The sequence below is a fragment of the Collinsella aerofaciens genome (genome assembly GCF_039758815.1).
GTDB lineage: Bacteria > Actinomycetota > Coriobacteriia > Coriobacteriales > Coriobacteriaceae > Collinsella > Collinsella aerofaciens_BP.
The window spans coordinates 1-16,920 of the sequence record NZ_JBDMSK010000017.1 but is presented as its reverse complement, the minus strand read 5'-3'; the positions used below and the strand labels follow the sequence as shown (position 1 = coordinate 16,920).

At 60.0% G+C, this 16,920-nt stretch carries 17 protein-coding genes; 16 read left to right on the top strand and 1 reads right to left on the bottom strand.

Features of this window, described 5'->3' with window-relative positions:
- Positions 1–11 precede the first annotated feature (11 nt).
- The 13 genes from glpK (at position 12) to ABHT90_RS07655 (ending at position 12,110) form a co-directional block, all read left to right on the top strand.
- Entirely contained in the window at positions 12–1,553 is a 1,542-nt protein-coding gene (gene glpK, locus ABHT90_RS07715; protein ID WP_346982129.1) for a glycerol kinase GlpK, read from the top strand.
- Between the two features lie 123 nt (positions 1,554–1,676).
- Positions 1,677–2,324: a uracil phosphoribosyltransferase gene (gene upp, locus ABHT90_RS07710; protein WP_346978687.1), complete on the top strand. Its 648-nt coding sequence runs from the start codon at positions 1,677–1,679 to the stop codon at positions 2,322–2,324.
- A 282-nt stretch (positions 2,325–2,606) separates the two neighbouring features.
- The gene (locus ABHT90_RS07705; protein WP_118376864.1) at positions 2,607–2,918 is read left to right on the top strand and encodes a hypothetical protein; all 312 of its coding nucleotides are present in this window, start codon (positions 2,607–2,609) and stop codon (positions 2,916–2,918) included.
- Positions 2,919–2,921: 3 nt separating this feature from the next.
- Entirely contained in the window at positions 2,922–3,725 is an 804-nt protein-coding gene (gene atpB / locus ABHT90_RS07700; RefSeq protein WP_022094263.1) for a F0F1 ATP synthase subunit A, read from the top strand.
- 124 nt (positions 3,726–3,849) lie between these two features.
- On the top strand, positions 3,850–4,044 hold the full coding sequence (locus tag ABHT90_RS07695) for an ATP synthase subunit c family protein (RefSeq protein WP_022094262.1): 195 nt from the start codon (positions 3,850–3,852) through the stop codon (positions 4,042–4,044).
- Positions 4,045–4,059: 15 nt separating this feature from the next.
- Positions 4,060–4,662, top strand: coding sequence for a F0F1 ATP synthase subunit B (gene atpF, locus ABHT90_RS07690; RefSeq protein ID WP_346978685.1), 603 nt, complete (start codon positions 4,060–4,062; stop codon positions 4,660–4,662).
- Positions 4,652–5,128 carry a F0F1 ATP synthase subunit delta gene (locus tag ABHT90_RS07685; protein WP_006235713.1) on the top strand — a complete coding sequence of 159 codons (477 nt, stop codon included), beginning with the start codon at positions 4,652–4,654 and terminating at the stop codon, positions 5,126–5,128. The genes atpF and ABHT90_RS07685 overlap by 11 nt, the downstream gene beginning before the upstream one ends.
- On the top strand, positions 5,128–6,726 hold the full coding sequence (gene atpA, locus ABHT90_RS07680; RefSeq protein WP_035138794.1) for a F0F1 ATP synthase subunit alpha: 1,599 nt from the start codon (positions 5,128–5,130) through the stop codon (positions 6,724–6,726). Before ABHT90_RS07685 ends, atpA begins: the two co-directional genes overlap by 1 nt.
- Before the next feature lie 5 nt (positions 6,727–6,731).
- Complete coding sequence (atpG, locus tag ABHT90_RS07675; RefSeq protein WP_006235716.1) at positions 6,732–7,640, top strand: ATP synthase F1 subunit gamma; 909 nt, start codon at positions 6,732–6,734, stop codon at positions 7,638–7,640.
- Positions 7,640–9,094: a F0F1 ATP synthase subunit beta gene (gene atpD / locus ABHT90_RS07670; protein WP_346982128.1), complete on the top strand. Its 1,455-nt coding sequence runs from the start codon at positions 7,640–7,642 to the stop codon at positions 9,092–9,094. Before atpG ends, atpD begins: the two co-directional genes overlap by 1 nt.
- 3 nt (positions 9,095–9,097) lie before the next feature.
- Positions 9,098–9,490 (top strand): ATP synthase F1 subunit epsilon, encoded by a 393-nt coding sequence (gene atpC, locus ABHT90_RS07665; protein ID WP_006235718.1) that lies wholly within the window; start codon positions 9,098–9,100, stop codon positions 9,488–9,490.
- Between the two features lie 88 nt (positions 9,491–9,578).
- Positions 9,579–10,862 carry a UDP-N-acetylglucosamine 1-carboxyvinyltransferase gene (gene murA, locus ABHT90_RS07660; RefSeq protein ID WP_040359596.1) on the top strand — a complete coding sequence of 428 codons (1,284 nt, stop codon included), beginning with the start codon at positions 9,579–9,581 and terminating at the stop codon, positions 10,860–10,862.
- Positions 10,863–10,874: 12 nt separating this feature from the next.
- Positions 10,875–12,110 (top strand): LCP family protein, encoded by a 1,236-nt coding sequence (locus ABHT90_RS07655; RefSeq protein WP_346982127.1) that lies wholly within the window; start codon positions 10,875–10,877, stop codon positions 12,108–12,110.
- 253 nt (positions 12,111–12,363) lie between these two features.
- Here the strand turns inward: ABHT90_RS07655 and pepT are convergent, their stop codons facing one another.
- Entirely contained in the window at positions 12,364–13,611 is a 1,248-nt protein-coding gene (gene pepT / locus ABHT90_RS07650; RefSeq protein WP_346982126.1) for a peptidase T, read from the bottom strand.
- A gap of 120 nt (positions 13,612–13,731) precedes the next feature.
- On the opposite strand from pepT, the gene ABHT90_RS07645 reads away from it, so the two are divergent.
- The 3 genes from ABHT90_RS07645 to ABHT90_RS07635 all read left to right on the top strand — a co-directional run bounded on the left by ABHT90_RS07645 (position 13,732) and on the right by ABHT90_RS07635 (position 16,617).
- Positions 13,732–14,154 (top strand): metal-dependent transcriptional regulator, encoded by a 423-nt coding sequence (locus tag ABHT90_RS07645; protein WP_040359600.1) that lies wholly within the window; start codon positions 13,732–13,734, stop codon positions 14,152–14,154.
- A gap of 10 nt (positions 14,155–14,164) precedes the next feature.
- Positions 14,165–15,058: a homocysteine S-methyltransferase family protein gene (locus ABHT90_RS07640; RefSeq protein ID WP_346982125.1), complete on the top strand. Its 894-nt coding sequence runs from the start codon at positions 14,165–14,167 to the stop codon at positions 15,056–15,058.
- A 158-nt stretch (positions 15,059–15,216) separates the two neighbouring features.
- Positions 15,217–16,617 (top strand): phosphoglucomutase/phosphomannomutase family protein, encoded by a 1,401-nt coding sequence (locus tag ABHT90_RS07635; protein ID WP_346982124.1) that lies wholly within the window; start codon positions 15,217–15,219, stop codon positions 16,615–16,617.
- The last annotated feature ends 303 nt before the right edge of the window (positions 16,618–16,920 follow it).

Here is a 16,920-nt window from a genome sequence, read left to right as displayed (position 1 = left end):
AGGTGTAAGCGATGTCGTTGAATCTAGGTAGCCTGGGTATGGAAGACGCCTCGTTTAGCTTTGGCGGTTCCTACATCATGGCGCTCGACTGCGGCACCACCTCGGTACTCGCGACCATCGTCGACGAGTACGGCTGCATCGTCGCCCAGGCGCGCCGTAGCGTCAAAACCAGCTTCCCGCGCCCCGGCTGGGTGGAGCAGGATCCCACGGAGGTGCTTGCCAGCCAGATCGGCGTGATGATGGAGGTTCAGTTTAAGAGCGGCATCCATTCTGACCGCATCGCCGCCATCGGTATCTCCAATCAGCGCGAGACCACGGTAGTGTGGGACCGCATAAGCGGCCAGCCCATCTATAACGCCATCGTGTGGCAATGCTGTCGCACCGCGCCTCTGATCGACGAGCTGGTTGAGCAGGGCGCAGAAGAGCTGGTGCGCTCCCGCACGGGGCTTACGCTCGACCCGTATTTCTCGGCCTCCAAGGTGCAGTGGATTCTCGATAACGTCGACGGTGCGCGTGAGAGCGCGGCGGCGGGCGACCTCATGTTCGGCACCATCGACACCTGGCTCATCTACAACCTCACCGGCGGTCAGGTCTTTGCCACCGACTACACCAATGCCAGCCGCACCGCGCTCTTTAATATCCATGCGCTCGATTGGGACGACGATCTGCTGGCGCTTTTCGACGTCCCACGTTCCATGATGCCCGAGGTTCGTTGGAGCTCGGGCGACTACGGCCGCGTCGCGAGCGACATCATGACCAACATGCCACCCATCATGGGCGTGGCGGGCGACCAGCAGGCGTCGCTGTTCGGCCACTGCTGCTTCCATCCCGGCCAGACCAAAAACACCTATGGCACGGGTTGCTTTATGCTCATGAACACCGGCGACGAGATCGTCGAATCCAAGAACGGTCTGGTCTCCACGATCGGTATCGCCGCGGACGGCAAGATCAGCTATGCGCTCGAGGGTTCTATCTTTGCCGCCGGCTCAACCATGAACTGGCTGCGCAACAACATGGGCATCATCTCGAGTGTGAGCGAGTCCGCGCAACTCGCCGCTTCGATCAACGACAACGAGGGCTGCTACTTCGTCCCCGCCTTCGCTGGCCTGGGCGCTCCCTGGTGGGACCCGCGTGCCCGCGGTATCGTGTGCGGCCTGACCGGTGCCTCGAGTCGCGCGACCATTGTGCGTGCGGCCTGCGAGTCCATGGCCTACCAGAGTTATGACGTGCTGCGCGCCATGGAGCAGGACGTGGGACTTTCGATTGAGCGCCTGTCCGTCGATGGCGGCGCCTCACGCAACGAGTTCATCATGCAATTCCAGGCCGACCTGCTGGATATCCCCGTGCTGCAATGCGAGACGGTGGAGACCACGGCAATCGGTGCCGCGTACTTGGCGGGTCTTGCCGTCGGCTATTGGGAAGACCTGGAAGAACTGGAGCAAAATGCCCAGATCGTTAGGACCTTCCTTCCCCACATGTCCGCCGAGCGCCGCGAGCAAAACCTTGCGGGCTGGCGTGATGCAGTCAGGCGCTCGCTCAGCATCGCACAGTAGGGCTGTGATGGGCTGCTCGATATAACAAACCGCTAAACTAATGCATGGCGTGCGGCGGCAACATTGCTTCGCGCCTTGTCAGCAAGGTCGTTTTGCGGCCGCAACGAAAGGGGCAATCAACCCATGACCGTCACCTACGACGCGTCCCGTGTGACGCTTGTCGACCACCCGCTCGTCCAGCACAAGCTGTCGATCCTGCGCGACAAAAACACCGGCACCAACCAGTTCCGCCAGCTTGTGCGCGAGCTCGCACTTTTTGACGGCTACGAGGCCATGCGCGACCTGCCCATGGAAGACGTCGAGGTCGAGACCCCCATCACTACCGCCACGTTCAAACAGCTTGCCGGCAAGAAACTCGCCATCGTGCCCATCCTGCGTGCGGGCCTTGGCATGGTCGACGGCATCCTCGACCTGGTGCCCTCCGCTCGCGTGGGCCACATCGGCATGGAGCGCGACGAGGTCACCCACGAGCCGCACGAGTATTACTGCAAGATGCCCAAGGATATCGACCAGCGCATCTGCCTGGTCGTCGACCCCATGCTTGCCACGGGCGGTTCGGCCGAGATGGCCATCAGCTACCTGCGCGAGCGCGGTGTCAAGGACATCTGCATGCTGTGCATCGTCGCGGCCCCCGAGGGCCTCAAGTCGCTGACTGAGAAGGATCCTGATGTGCATATCTATACCTGCGCCATCGACGACCATCTCAACGAGGCCGCCTACATCGTTCCCGGCCTCGGCGACGCCGGCGACCGCATCTTCGGCACGCTCTAGTCGCTGGGCTAAGACGGCCGCGGCTGCAAATACGAAGAAACGGTGCGCGCGGTCGAACAAAAGGCGACCGCGCGCACTCCTGTTAACGGACGTTTTGCCCTGCAGGGTTCGAGAAAAACGTATTACCGTACCTGCGGCATAAAGAAGGTCTTAAGAAAACGAACAGGTGCGTATTAACCGATGCTTTTTCGGTTGTACTTTAGCGATTGGCTCGTACAATAGTCACCAATGTTTGGCGGGAACTGTTCTGTGAGGCGTTAAAAAAGGAAAGTGAGGACGCCAATGTTTCAGATAGCCGATCTGCTCGCTATCGTTGCAGGCGCCATCGCGGGCGCAATTGCCTTCCTTCCCTTTGTCTTTACGCTCAAGCCGGTTCTTGACGATAAACAGAATGCGGACATGCTCAAGGGTATGGTGAGTCTGGCGGTCTCGGCAGTCGCCCTGCTCGTCTTTACCCTGGTTGTGTTTGCGTTGTTCGGAGAGGCATTTCGTATGTTCCTCCTGGGCGAGGCGATCGGCTTCGTGGCCTTTATGGCCGCCTGCACGGTTCGCGTCGCCAAGGCGCTGCGAGATCCTCATGAGGTCGAAAGGTAAGTCGTGGAAATTTTTGAAAAGCTGCCTGATGAGATTAATCATCTGGTCAGCGAGTTCAGCTCCACCCCTGTCGTGGGCGATCTGAGCTGCGGCATCACGCAGTACTCGTTTTGGCTGATCGTCTCCACGATCGTGCTCCTGATCGTCCTGGCCGTGTTCAAGAAGAAGCAGACCCTGGTTCCCAAGGGCTTCTTCGTCAACGGTTTCGAGTACATCATCGAGTACGTCGAGAACGATATCGGCAAGGGTGTCGTGGGTGAGAACTGGAAGAAGCACTTCCCATTCCTGTGCTCGCTTTTCCTGTTCATCCTGATCAATAACATGATCGGCCTGATCCCGGGAATGAAGCCCGGCACCGGCGCAATCGGCTCCACCGCCGCACTCGCCATTTTCGCCTTCGTGTACTTCATCTACTACGGATGCAAGGCTCACGGCGTGATCGGCTACATCAAGAGCCTCGCCCCGCAGGGCGTGAGCTTCCCGATGAACGTGCTCGTGTGGGTCGTCGAGCTTTTCTCGACCTTCCTGCGCCTCATCACGCTTGCCGTCCGTCTGTTCTGCAACATGTTCGCAGGACACGTGGTCATGGGCTCGTTTGCCATCATGGCGAGCATGTTCATGCAGCCGCTGCTTCAGCAGGTTTCCGCGGCCCACGCCGTCGGCGCCCTGCCTTCGCTGGCCTGGCTTGCCATCCTCATCCTGATCTATGCGATCGAGCTTGTGGTCGGCGCCATCCAGGCTTACGTCTTCACGGTCCTTACCGCCGTGTATGTCTCCGAGGCAGAGGAGGTCGCGGAGGAGGAGTAGTCTTCCGTTCGCGCCTTAAAGGTAAGGCAATTCGTTAAACCGCCGGTGCCCGTACCCATGGAGCCCGGCAGTTATAAAAAGGTTATCCTGCGTGAAATAAGACACGCACGACAAAGGAGGAATCGTGGGAGTTATCGGTTACGGTCTCGGTGTTATCGGCGCTGGTCTTGCTATCGGCCTGTCTGCTCTGGGTGCTACGGGTGCTATGGCCCGTCAGCCTGAGGTCCAGGGCCGCGTGTTCACCGTCTTCATCATGGGCTCCGCCTTCGGCGAGGCTCTGGCTCTGATCGGCTTCGTTGTCGCGCTGATCGTTAAATAGCACGGAGCGTCAAGTATGAATCTTTCATCCCAGAAGAGCGCGATCGCACTCTCCGCGTCCGCGGCCGCGCTGCTCATGCCGGTTTCCGCGTTCGCCGAGGACGGCGCCGCCGGTGCGGACATCCTCATCCCTAAGATGGCGGAGTTCATCCCGGCGCTTATCGCCTTCCTGATTATCTGGATCGTGCTGGCCAAGGTCGCCCTGCCGGGCATCATGAAAACCATGGAGGAGCGCGGCAAGAAGATCGAGGAGAGCCTCGACGAGGCCGAGAAGACCAAGCAGGAGGCTATCGCCAAGCGCGCTGAGTCCGACTCGATCGTCACCGACGCCCGTCGTCAGGCTGCCGACATCGTTCTCGAGGCCCGTAAGGACGCCGAGTCCGAGCGCGCCCGTATCATCGAGGCTGCTCACAAGGAGGCCGAGGAGATCATCGCCAAGGCCCATACGACCGTCGAGGACGAGCGCAAGTCCATCTACGCCGGTGCCGCGAACTCCATCGCCGACCTGTCCGTTGCCGTCGCCACCAAGATCGTGGGCGAGGCACTCGAGGACGAGTCCGAGCAGAAGAAGCTCATCGAGCGCTACATCCAGGAAGCAGGTAGCCTGAATGCCGACTAGCCGCTATCAGGACAAGGTACTCGAGACCTACGCGCGCTCCCTTTTGGAAGCCGCCAAGGCCGAGAACCATGTGTTCGAGGACCTCGAGATGATCGAGCGCCTGGCTAGCGCCAGCCCCGAGATCATCGCCGTGCTCGACACCATGTCCAAGCGCGACCAGCTCGACCTTCTTCCCAAGGTGGCAGCTGCCTTTAAGTATGTTGCCGAGGAAGACGAGGATGTAGTGGGCGTGACCGTCACCACGGCGATCCCGCTCGACGACGAGCTGCGTCAAACCATCACTAAGAAATGCGAGCAGGACTTCGGCCGCAAGGTATTCCTTATCGAGCAGGTCGACCCGTCTATCGTGGGCGGCCTGGTGCTCGAGGCCCGCGGCGAGCGTCGTGACATCTCCGTCAAGACGCAGCTGCGCATCGCGCAGGAGACCCTCGCAAACTCTGCTAATTCGTACGGAGGTGAAGCCTAATGTCCGAAACCCTCAATGCCCAGGATATCGCCAAGAAACTGCAGGAGCAGCTCACGAGCCTCTCCGCGACGGTCGATACGCATGAGGTTTCAACGGTCGACGAGGTAGGCGACGGCATCGCGCGCGTCTCCGGCCTCAAGAGCGCCATGGCAGGCGAGCTTCTGGAGTTCAAGAGCTCCGATACCGGTGAGACCGTCTTCGGCCTTGCCCAGAACCTTGACCGTGACGAGGTCGGCGCCGTTCTGTTTGGTGCCGTCGACTCCATCAAGGAAGGCGACGAGTGCCGCACCACTGGCCGCATTATGGATATCCCCGTGAGCCGTGCCATGCTCGGCCGCGTCGTCAATCCGCTCGGCCAGCCCATCGACGGCCTGGGCGACATCGTCGCCACGCACCGTCGCCCCATCGAGTTCAAGGCTCCCGGCGTCATCGATCGTACCCCGGTGTGCGAGCCGGTTCAGACCGGTCTGCTCGCTATCGACTCCATGGTGCCTATTGGCCGCGGTCAGCGTGAGCTCATCATCGGCGACCGTAAGACCGGTAAGACCGCCATCGCCATCGACGCTATCCTCAACCAGCGCGGCAAGGGCATGGTCTGCATCTATGTCGCCATCGGCCAGAAGGCCTCCACGGTTGCCAACATCCGCGAGACCCTCGCTCAGCACGGTGCGCTCGACTACACCATCATCGTTTCGGCCACCGCTGCCGATTCCGCCCCTATGCAGTACATCGCGCCTATGGCCGGTGCCGCTATCGGCGAGTTCTTCATGTACAACGGCGAGGACGGTAAGCCCGCCAGCGAGACCAACCCCGGCGGCCACGTGCTCGTCATCTACGACGACCTGTCCAAGCAGGCTGTGGCCTACCGTCAGATGTCGCTGACGCTGCATCGTCCGCCCGGACGCGAGGCCTATCCTGGCGACATCTTCTACCTGCACTCTCGTCTGCTCGAGCGTGCCGTCAAGATGTCCAAGAAGAACGGTTACGGCTCCATGACGGCTCTTCCGATCATCGAGACCCAGGACGGCGACGTCTCGGCTTACATTCCGACCAACGTCATTTCCATTACCGATGGTCAGATCTACCTGCAGTCCGAGCTCTTCTTCCAGGGTCAGCGCCCGGCAGTCGACGTGGGCATCTCCGTGTCCCGCGTCGGTGGCGATGCGCAGACCAAGGCCATGAAGCAGGTCGCCGGCAACCTCCGTCTGGACCTCGCTTCGTACCAGGAGCTCGCCGGCTTTACGCAGTTCGGCTCCGACCTCGACGAGGCTACTCAGAAGCAGTTGACCCATGGTGCCCGCATGACAGAGCTCCTGAAGCAGCCGCGTTACAAGCCGTTTGAGGTTGGCGAGCAGATCGTTACGCTGTTCGCTGGCAACGAGGGCTTCCTGGATGACCTGGAGATCGCCGACGTGCTGCCTTTCCGTGCCGAGCTCATCGAGTACATGGACAATGGCTTTGGCTCGCTGCTCGACAAGGTTCGCGCCAAGAAGATCGATGATGACACCAAGGCTGAGCTCTTGCGCGTCATCGGCGACTTCAAGCAGCAGTTCATGGCCAAGCACCATTCGGATGTTTCTGGATCAGAGGAGAACTAAGCCCCATGGCCAACCTTCGCGACATTAAGAAGCGAATCTCCTCGGTTACCACGACCAAGCAGATCACGCGTACGATGGAGATGGTCTCTACGGCCAAGATCCGTCGTGCCCTCGATCGCTCCAAGCAGGCCGAGCCCTATAAGGAGGCGCTGACCGACGTCATGTTGACGGTCGCCGGCGACGCCTCCTGTTCGGGCACCGATCCCATGCTGCAGAAGCATGAGAGCGTCAAGCATGGCCTGATTGTCGTTATTGCCTCGGACCGCGGCCTTGCCGGCGGTTTCAATACGACGGTGGAGCGCACGGCCGAAAAGCTCGCCGCTTCTTGGGCGAACGACGGCATCGAGTGCGAGATCATCGCGTGCGGGCGCAAACCGGCCACGTATTTCCGTGACCGCGCAAACGTCGTCATGCACTTTGAGGGCAACTCCTCCGAGCCCGATTTCAATCAGGCCCGCATGATCTCCTCTCATATCTGCGATGCGTATCGTGCCGGTGAGCTTGACCGTGTCGAGCTTGTCTACCACCACGCCAAGAACCGCGTGGATCAGGAGCTTCGCGTCGAGCATCTGTTGCCGCTCGACCCCGAGATGATCGCTATGGCCCACGGTCCGCGTAAGAACGAGACCGACGCCCCTAAGCGCATCTCGTCCACGTTCGAGTTCGTGCCCTCTCCCGAGCATGTTCTCGGCAAGCTTGTGCCGTCTTATATCCTGACGGTCATCTACCAGGCCCTGATCGATTCGGCGGCTGCCGAGCAGGGTGCACGCCGCAAGGCCATGCACTCCGCGACGGAAAACGCCACCGCGATCATCTCGACCCTTACCCGCACGTATAGTCGCGTGCGCCAGGCTTCGATCACGACCGAGATTAACGAGATCGTCGGCGGAGCCTCAGCATTGGAGGAACAGTAATGGCTAATAACACCGTACAGCTTGCGGTCGAGGAAGCCACCAAGAAGACGACTGCCGGTGATGGTCGCATCGTGCGAATCATCGGCCCTGTCGTCGACGTCAAGTTTGACGGCGCGGTGCCCCCGATCTACAACGCGCTCACGGTCGAGGCCGAGACCCCGATCGGCCATCTGAGCACGATCCTCGAGGTCGAGAGCCAGCTTCCGGGCGGCGTCGTCCGCACGGTCGCCATGTCCTCGACCGATGGCCTGCAGCGCGGCCTCATCGCCACCGATACCGGTGAGCCCATGAAGATGCCCGTTGGTCCCAAGACGCTCGGCCGCATTTGGAACGTCATGGGTAAGCCCGTCGACGGCAAGCCCATGCCCGAGGTGGAGGAGTTCTACCCCATCCACCACGCGGCGCCCCGCTTTGACGAGCTCACCACCAAGACCGAGATCTTCGAGACCGGCATTAAGGCCGTCGACCTGCTTGAGCCCTACATCCGTGGCGGCAAGACAGGCCTGTTCGGCGGCGCCGGCGTCGGCAAGACCGTTCTGATTCAGGAGCTCATCAACAACCTCGCCCAGGAGCACGGCGGCACCTCGGTGTTCACCGGCGTCGGCGAGCGTACCCGTGAGGGTACCGACCTTTATCTCGAGATGAGCGAGTCGGGCGTTATCGACAAGACTTGCTTGGTCTATGGTCAGATGAACGAGCCGCCTGGAGCGCGTCTGCGCATCGGTCTGGCCGGCCTTACCACCGCTGAGTACTTCCGCGATCGTGGCCAGGACGTTCTGCTGTTCATCGATAACATCTTCCGCTTCTCCCAGGCCGGTTCCGAGGTTTCCGCACTGCTGGGTCGTATGCCTTCTGCCGTTGGTTACCAGCCCACGCTGGCTACCGAGATGGGTGACCTCCAGGAGCGCATCACCTCGACCAAGACGGGCTCCATTACCTCCGTCCAGGCCGTTTACGTCCCTGCAGACGACCTGACCGACCCGGCGCCTGCCACGACGTTTACGCACCTCGACGCCACCACGGTTCTTTCGCGTAGCATTTCGTCGCTCGGTCTGTTCCCGGCTATCGACCCGCTCGCGTCTTCTTCGGACGCTCTCGATCCCTCGATCGTTGGCGAGGAGCACTACCGTGTCGCCGTCAAGGTCCAGGAGCTCCTGCAGGAGTACTCCGACCTTCAGGACATCATCGCCATTCTGGGTATGGACGAGCTGTCCGAGGAGCAGCGCCTTACGGTCAATCGTGCCCGTAAGATTCAGCAGTTCCTCTCGCAGTCCTTCCACGTCGCCGAGAAGTTCACCGGCAACCCCGGTGTCTACGTCCGCGTCGAGGATACCGTCCGTTCTTTCGCTGAGATTGTCGACGGCAAAGCCGATGACCTGCCCGAGCAGGCTTTCCGCTATGCTTCCACGATTGAGGACGTGCGCGAGCGCGCCCGCAAGATGGGGGAGAAGTAGGTTATGCGTATCCGCATCGTGTGCCCCGTGAGCTGCGCCTATGAGGGCGACGCTGCGTTTGTGTCGATTCCGTCCACGGATGGCGAGTTTGGCGTTCTGCCTGCTCACTCCAGCGAGATCTGCACGATCGACCGCGGTTACGTTCGCGTTTCCGATAAGGCCATGGGCACTGTCGACCACACGTTTGCCGTGGCCGGCGGCTATGCCCAGGTTGCGGACGATGTCGTGACCGTTCTCGCCGAGCGCGCTTGCGATTTGGCGACCGTCGATGCCGACAAGCTTAAAGCTGATATTCAAGGTTTTGAAGAGAAGCTGGGTAATTTGTCGGAGGATGATGCACGCCGCGCCTACCTCTATAATGAAATCGCATGGTGTAAGCTCAAGCTTGCCCAATAGTCAAACGATTTAGCGTTCGACCATTTGCGAACACATCATGCCCGGGATGGCCCAGCCACCCCGGGCATGCTTTTTGAAAGGGTAGACCTTGGATATTATCCGCGTTGAGGGTGGCCACGCCATCGGAGGCTCCGTGCCCGTTTCGGGCGCCAAGAACTCCGCACTCAAACTCATGGCGGCAACGCTTCTGGCGCCGGGCAAGACGACGCTGCAGAACGTGCCCGATATTTCCGATGTCCACGTGATGGGCAAGGTGCTCAAGGGCATGGGCGCTACGATCGATGTTCTCGACGAGCACACGCTCGAGATTGATACCTCTCAGGTCGATTCTTGGGAGGCCCCCTACGAGCTCGTTGCCAAGATGCGTGCTTCCACCGCCGTCATGGGACCCCTGCTGGGTCGCTTCCATCGCGCCAAAATTGCCATGCCGGGCGGCTGCAACCTGGGTGCTCGCAAGATCGATATGCACATTCTTGGTCTTGAGGCCCTGGGCGTTGAGTTCGATACCGCCCACGGCTACATCAACGCTAATGCGCCCCAAGGTCTGCGCGGTACCACCGTCACGCTCGAGTTCGCCAGCGTCGGTGCGACCGAGAACCTCATCATGGCCTCTGTGCGCGCACAGGGCACCACGGTTATCGACAATGCCGCCCGCGAGCCCGAGATCGTCGATCTCGCCAACATGCTCAACGAGATGGGCGCTAAGATTGTCGGCGCCGGTACGCCTGTCGTGACCATCGAGGGCGTGGAAGAGCTGCATCCCGTTACCCATCGCGTAGTGGGCGACCGCATCGAGGCCGGCACCTTTATCGTCGCCGGTGCGTTGATGGCCGACGATCGCGGTGTCGATGTCACGGGCTTTTGCCCCATTCACTTGGGCATGGTGCTCAAGAAGATGGAGCTTATGGGCATCGATTGCGAGCGTACCGACGACGGCGTCCATGTGAGCCGTGCCGAGCGTATCAAGCCGGTCGACATCCAGACGCTTCCGTTCCCCGGCTTCCCGACGGACATGCAGGCGCAGATTATGGTGCTCTCCGCCCTTGCCGACGGCAGTTCCGTTATTACCGAAAACATCTTCGAGAATCGCTTTATGTTTGCCTCTGAGCTGGTGCGCATGGGTGCCGACATTCGTATCGAGAGCCATCATGCCATGATCCATGGCGTCAAGGGCTTCTCGGGTGCACAGGTTACCTCGCCCGATCTGCGTGGTGGAGCGGCCCTCGTCGTAGCGGGCTTGATTGCCGACGGGACGACCGAGGTTTCGGCCATCCATCACATCAAGCGTGGCTACGAGCAGTTTGTCGAAAAGCTGCAGGCGCTTGGCGCGCATGTCGAGCATGCTACCGTCCCCGATCCCGTCATCTACTAATACAGGTTGCCTATGTTTAATAAAAAGCCCCTCGCGGATACCACCACCCGAAGACCCTCAACTGGTGCGCAGGCCAAGATCTACAGTCGCGATAACGTGGCTCGCTATTCCGAGCGCGCTCGCCAACGTCGTCGTAGCCACACGATTCGTCACGTCGCGCTCATTGTCGTGCTTGGCGTGCTGCTGAGTGCCACTACCGCTGCCGGCCTGTGGTTTGCCACCATTATGGGCAAGCTCGGCGATTCTAATGTCATTACTGACAATCTGCGTCGGGTTCTGGTTGACACCGATGAGGCAAAGGATCCGTTCTACGTGCTGCTTCTTGGCACCGACGGCCGTCCGGGCGAGGATACGTATCGTGCCGACTCGATTATCCTGGCACGCATCGACCCCACGCAAAAGCAGGCGACGCTCATTTCCGTTCCGCGCGACACCAAGGTCGAGTACAAGGGCGAGACCATGAAGATCAACGCCTGCCATACCGTTGGCGGCGCCGAGGCCATGGTCGAGGCGGTCAACGAGCTGTGCGGTGTTCAGATTTCCCACTATGCCGAGGTCAGCTTCGACGGTATGCAGGCGCTGATTGATTCGGTTGGCGGTATCGACATTAACGCAACCGATGATGTTGACGACCCCGAGCACCTGGATATTAAGATTACCGCTGGCCAGCAGCATATGGACGGTGCCACCGCCCTTACCTATGCCCGCTGCCGCTACACCTATGCCGACGGCGATTACACGCGCATGCGCCACCAGCGTCAGGTGCTTGGCGCCCTTGCCAACCAGATTCTCAATAACTTCGATGCCACGAAGATCTTTGGCCTGGTTAATTCGCTGTCCGATATGCTCGTAACTGATATGAGCGTTCAGGATATCGTGGCTACGGTCAACGCCATGCGCGGTATGGATGTCGACGGTATCTACTCGGCCAACCTGCCCTCGTACGCCGACGACAGCACCATGATCGACGGTGTGAGCTACGTCTTTGTCTACGAGGACGAGCTCAAGGAAATGATGGAGCGCGTCGATGCCGGCAAGGATCCCAAGGGTCCCAACACCATGGGTCTTTCCGACGGTTCCAGTTCTACGATCGGCGACCTGAACAACAACACGTCTGACGACTACGCAAACGGTACCGCAACTTCATCGGTCAGCTCTGACGATTCCGATGACTCAGGCGATTCGAGCGATTCGGACTACTACGAAGAGCCCACCGGCGACGGTAACGGCTACGAGGCCAACTACTAAGTTACGGCGTTTTACCAAACGCCGTAACGGCTCGACGCTGCGCGCCGCCCAAGGCGACAACTTGTCATTCAAAAGGCAGGGCATGACCAGAAGGTCAATGCCCTGCCTTTTTCATGCCAACTTGTGCGCCTTGGACGTTGCTCGCTGACGTTGGCTCAACCTGCGGTGCTGACTACTCCCTTTGCACCAAAAACCGCCCCGTTCTCGGTTTTGAGGACGGGGCGGTTTTGCTTACCTAGATTGTTCAAGTTCCCTATGCAAAGCGGGCGACGAGCTCCTGGAGCACGTCGGTCATCTTGACGAGCGAACTGACCGGGACGAACTCGTTGACGCCGTGATAGCAATAGCCGCCGGTGGAAAGGTTGGGGCAGGGCAGACCGCGGAACGACAGCTGCGCGCCGTCGGTGCCGCCGCGAATCGGCAGCACTTGGGGCTCAACGCCGCAGGCAAGGTAGGCTTCCTTGGCAACATCAATAAGCTCGGGATAGTCACGAACGATTTCGGCCATATTTCGATACTGCTGCTTAATCTCGACCGTTACGCGCTCCTCACCCAGACGCTGGTTGAGCATCGAGGCGGCGGCATCAACAAGGTCGAGTTTCTGCTGGAACTTGGCGGCGTCATGGTCGCGGACGATATAGCGCGCCGTGGCGTGATCGACGGTCGCAGATACACCCTCAAGGTGATAAAAGCCCTCGTAGCCTTCCGTATACTCCGGGCGCTGCACGTAGGGGAGCAACGCGTTGAAGTCGCAGAACAGATTGCCTGCGTTGACCATACGGCCCTTGGCGTCGCCCGGGTGGATGGACTGGCCCTCAAAGCGGATGGTCGCCTCGGCGGCGTTAAAGCACTCCCACTCCAGCTCGCCGATGGGGCCGCCGTCGACCGTGTAGGCGTACTTGCAGCCAAAGGTATCGATATCCAACAGCTCGGCTCCGTGACCGATCTCCTCGTCAGGGCAGAAGCAAATGCCGAGTGCGGGATGGGGCAGAGAAGGGTCCTGAGCGATACGCGCGACAAGCGACATGATCTCGGCGACGCCTGCCTTGTCGTCCGCGCCCAGAAGCGTGGTGCCATCGCTGCAGACCAGGTCCTCATCCGCGAGGTCGTTCAGGGCGGGAAGCTTGGCGGTGCTCATGGCAACGGGCTTACCGTCAACCGTGCCGCAGACCAGGTCGCCGCCTTCGTAGTGTACGATGTGCGGCTTCACGCCGGCGCCCGGTGCAACTTCGGTGGTGTCGAGATGGGCGATCAGGCCCAGGGCGGGCTTGTCCTCAGCGCCCGCACTTGCGGGGATATGCGCGCAGACATAGGCGTGCTCGGTCACGTGGGCATCTTCCGCACCAAGCTCGCGCAGCTCTTCAGCCAGCACGTTGGCAAGGTCAAACTGAACGGCGCTCGAGGGTACCTGGTCGCAGTTTGCATCCTCGGACTGCGTGTTGATCTGGACGTAGCGCAAAAAGCGCTCGAGGACATCGGGGTTTGTGGTGGTGTTTTCCATAAAGACCGCTCCAATCTTGGTCGTCGTGTGCAACAAGAACTCTAGCACGGTATGCCACGGCATACCGCGACGCTTGGATGGGGTAGAATCAGCCATTGAATGCAGAAGGGACGGAAGATCATGGATACGACAAATAGCTCGCGCGAACTACATCTGACGGTGGCGAACGAAGACTACTTGGAGTGCATGGTTCGCATTGAAAGCGAAGAGGGGGAAACCAACGGCGTGCGATCGGTCGACATCGCGCAGCGCCTTGGCGTCTCCAAGGCATCGGTCAATAAAGCGGTTTCGGCGCTCAAGGCATCCGAGCTTGTCGAGCAATCGCACTACGGCAAGGTAATCCTGACCGATCGCGGCCGCGAGGTTGGCACGGCTATCTGGTACCGTCATCGCCTCATCCGCACGTTTTTGGTTCAGGAGCTCGGTGTCGAATTTGAGCGAGCCGATTCCGAGGCCTGCATGATGGAGCATGCGCTATCCGAGGACACGATGAGCCGCTGGCTCGCCTATCTCGAAAAGCAGGGAATCAGCGTCGAGGAATAGCGGGATATATATGGATACGAGTTATTACAACCGCTTTGGTGCCGAGGAACTTACGCGCCGCTTGTCGAGCGAGACCTTGTTGGCGCAGGGCCCCATGGGCAGTGTTCTGTTGAGTGAGTACGATGCCGCCGATATTCCACCGGCGTTTTGGAATCTGGCAGAGCCGCAGACCGTTTCTCGTATCCATCGCTTGTATGTCGCCGCCGGCGCGCAGGTACTCATTACCAATACCTTTCAGGCATCAAGCTATGCCCTCAAGCACGACCAGATTGCGCCGTCCGTGGCGGAGGTCAATCGCGGGGCCGTCGACGATGCCCGCCAGGCGCACCCTCAGCTGCTGCTAGGCTCGATGGGTCCGATCGGTATTGAGTGGTTTGCCGAGGACTCTGCCGAGTTTCGTGAGATCCGAGGCATTGCGCGCGAACAGGCGCACGCCTTGCTCAATGCTGGTGTTGATGGTCTGCTGATCGAGACGGTGATGTCTATCCGTAATTTGCAGCCCATGCTTGCCGGGGCCCGAGATGCCGCTGGCGGCATGCCTGTCCTGGTGAGTTTTGTCGTTGATGACAAAGGCGACCTGTTGGGCGATGGCCTCAACATCGAGGCAGCCGTTTTGTACGCCGAAAAACACGGCGCAAACTCGGTTGGTGTTAATTGTTGTTCGCTTGCGGCCGCGAACGCGGCGGTGCCCAGGATGGTTGCATCGGCGACTACTCCCGTCACGGTGCGTCCTAACGTGGGCGATCCGGTCCAGACTCAGGATGGCCCCGTATGGCACGAGAACCCCGAAGCTTTCGCGCGCGCATGCATCGAATGGAGACATGCCGGTGCCGCAATGGTGGGCAGTTGCTGTGGAACCACGGCAATCACTACGGCAGCGATGGCCGAGGCGCTCGATATATAAAGGGCAAAACCGCTCCATATGGGGCGGTTTTTTTATTGCTTGCATGTCCTCGGCAGCATTTGCCCAAATGGTGAATGCTGGTGCCGGTAGGTTGCCGAGTGTGTATCGCGGGTATACCTCATGCGTACCATGATCCAAACACTGTGAGGTGTCTGCGCGTGTGCGCGATAATTCATTTTGGAACTGACGGTTGGCGCGCTCGCGTCGATGAGGACTTCACTGCCGATAACGTTGCCCGTATCGCCGATGCCGTCGGCGAGTTGTGGCAAAAGACCAATCCGGGCAAAACGGTATATATAGGGTTCGACACTCGGCCCCTGGCGCGCGAGTTCGCTGAGCTTGCGGCGGGTGTGCTAGCAGCGCACGGGCTAGACGCCGTGCTCGCTTCGCGACCTGTTCCGACCCCTGCCCTTACGTGGGCGGCGGCTTATGACGGTGAGGCGTGCGGCGCGCTCATGGTGACGGGGTCCCATCATCCGCAGGGTTATCTGTGTCTCAAGATTCGCATGGGTGACGGCTCGACCGCCAACCAGGATGTCATCGAAGAGCTCGAAGAGACCATGGCTCCCGAGCCAATGGGGATCGAGGGGCAATATCGCACCGCGGATATCATTCCTGACTATATGCAAGCGGTGGCATCGTTTGTCGATGCCGAAGCCATCCGCGCCGCGCACCTGCGCGTGGTTGTTGACCCCATGGGCGGCGCAGCCCAGGGCTATCTAGCCGACTTGCTGCGCGAGCTGGGCGTTGAGGTGCACGAGATTCACGCCGGGCAGGCGCCTGACCAAGAAGATATCTGCCCCGACCCCGTTGAGCCGTGGGTGGACGCTTGCGAGCATACGGTTATCGAGGACGGAGCTTGCGCTGGCCTGGTGACCGACGGCGACGCCGACCGTATCGGCGCGGTTGACGAGCGCGGCAGATATATACATCCGCATCAGATCATGGCGCTCGTTTTGGGCGACTTGGTTCAATTTCGTAATTTGGAGGGGCGCGTCGTCGTCAATCTTTCGTGCTCGACGCTCGTGCGTCGCATTGCCGAGTCGCTTGGCTGCCGCGTGACCGTCAAACCAGTCGGTTTCAAATATATAGCGGCAGAGATGAAGAAGGGTGGCGTCCTCATAGGCGGCGAAGAAGCCGGTGGTATCGGCATCGCCGCGCATATGCCCGAGCGCGATGGAATCCTCGCCTGTCTGATTCTGTGTGAGCTTATGGCAAAGACGGACGCGCCTTTGGGCGTTCTGGTCGACCAACTCGAGGACAGTTTTGGTAAGACGAGTTACGGTCGACGCGATTTGCGCCTTGAGGCCGAAGATGCCGAAACGTTACGAACCCTGCTGCCGGGCGTAAACCCCAAGTCGATTTGTGGCAAGGTGCCGCAAAACGTTAGTCATATGGATGGCTTGCGTTTAGCATTCGAGGATGACACGTGGCTGCTGGTCCGTCCTAGCGGGACCGAACCAGTGGTGCGCGTCTACGCCGAGGGGTTCTCGGTGGAAGAACGTGATGAGTTGCTCGATGCTGGCTGTGCTTTAGCTAGGGGAACGTATCCGCTTTAACCATGAGACTGCCTTATATAAAGAGATGCTCGGTGAGCGGTAGTTAACGGCTGGCAAACGTTAGTCGGATCCCAAATTGTGTAGGAAATGTGTACGCCCAGATTCCCGCCCCCGGCGCCCCTCCGGTCTGGCAATATATCTCCTTGCCGCGCGGCCCGGTCGGACCGGATCAGCCGCCAGGCGTGCACCTTGAGAACCGGATACTGCGAGGATGGACACACCAGTTGTGTCGCATCCGGGCAGACATCGAACCATTTGAAATGGTCTAACTTGGATTTGTTTTTCGCAAGGCCGCCGAGAGGC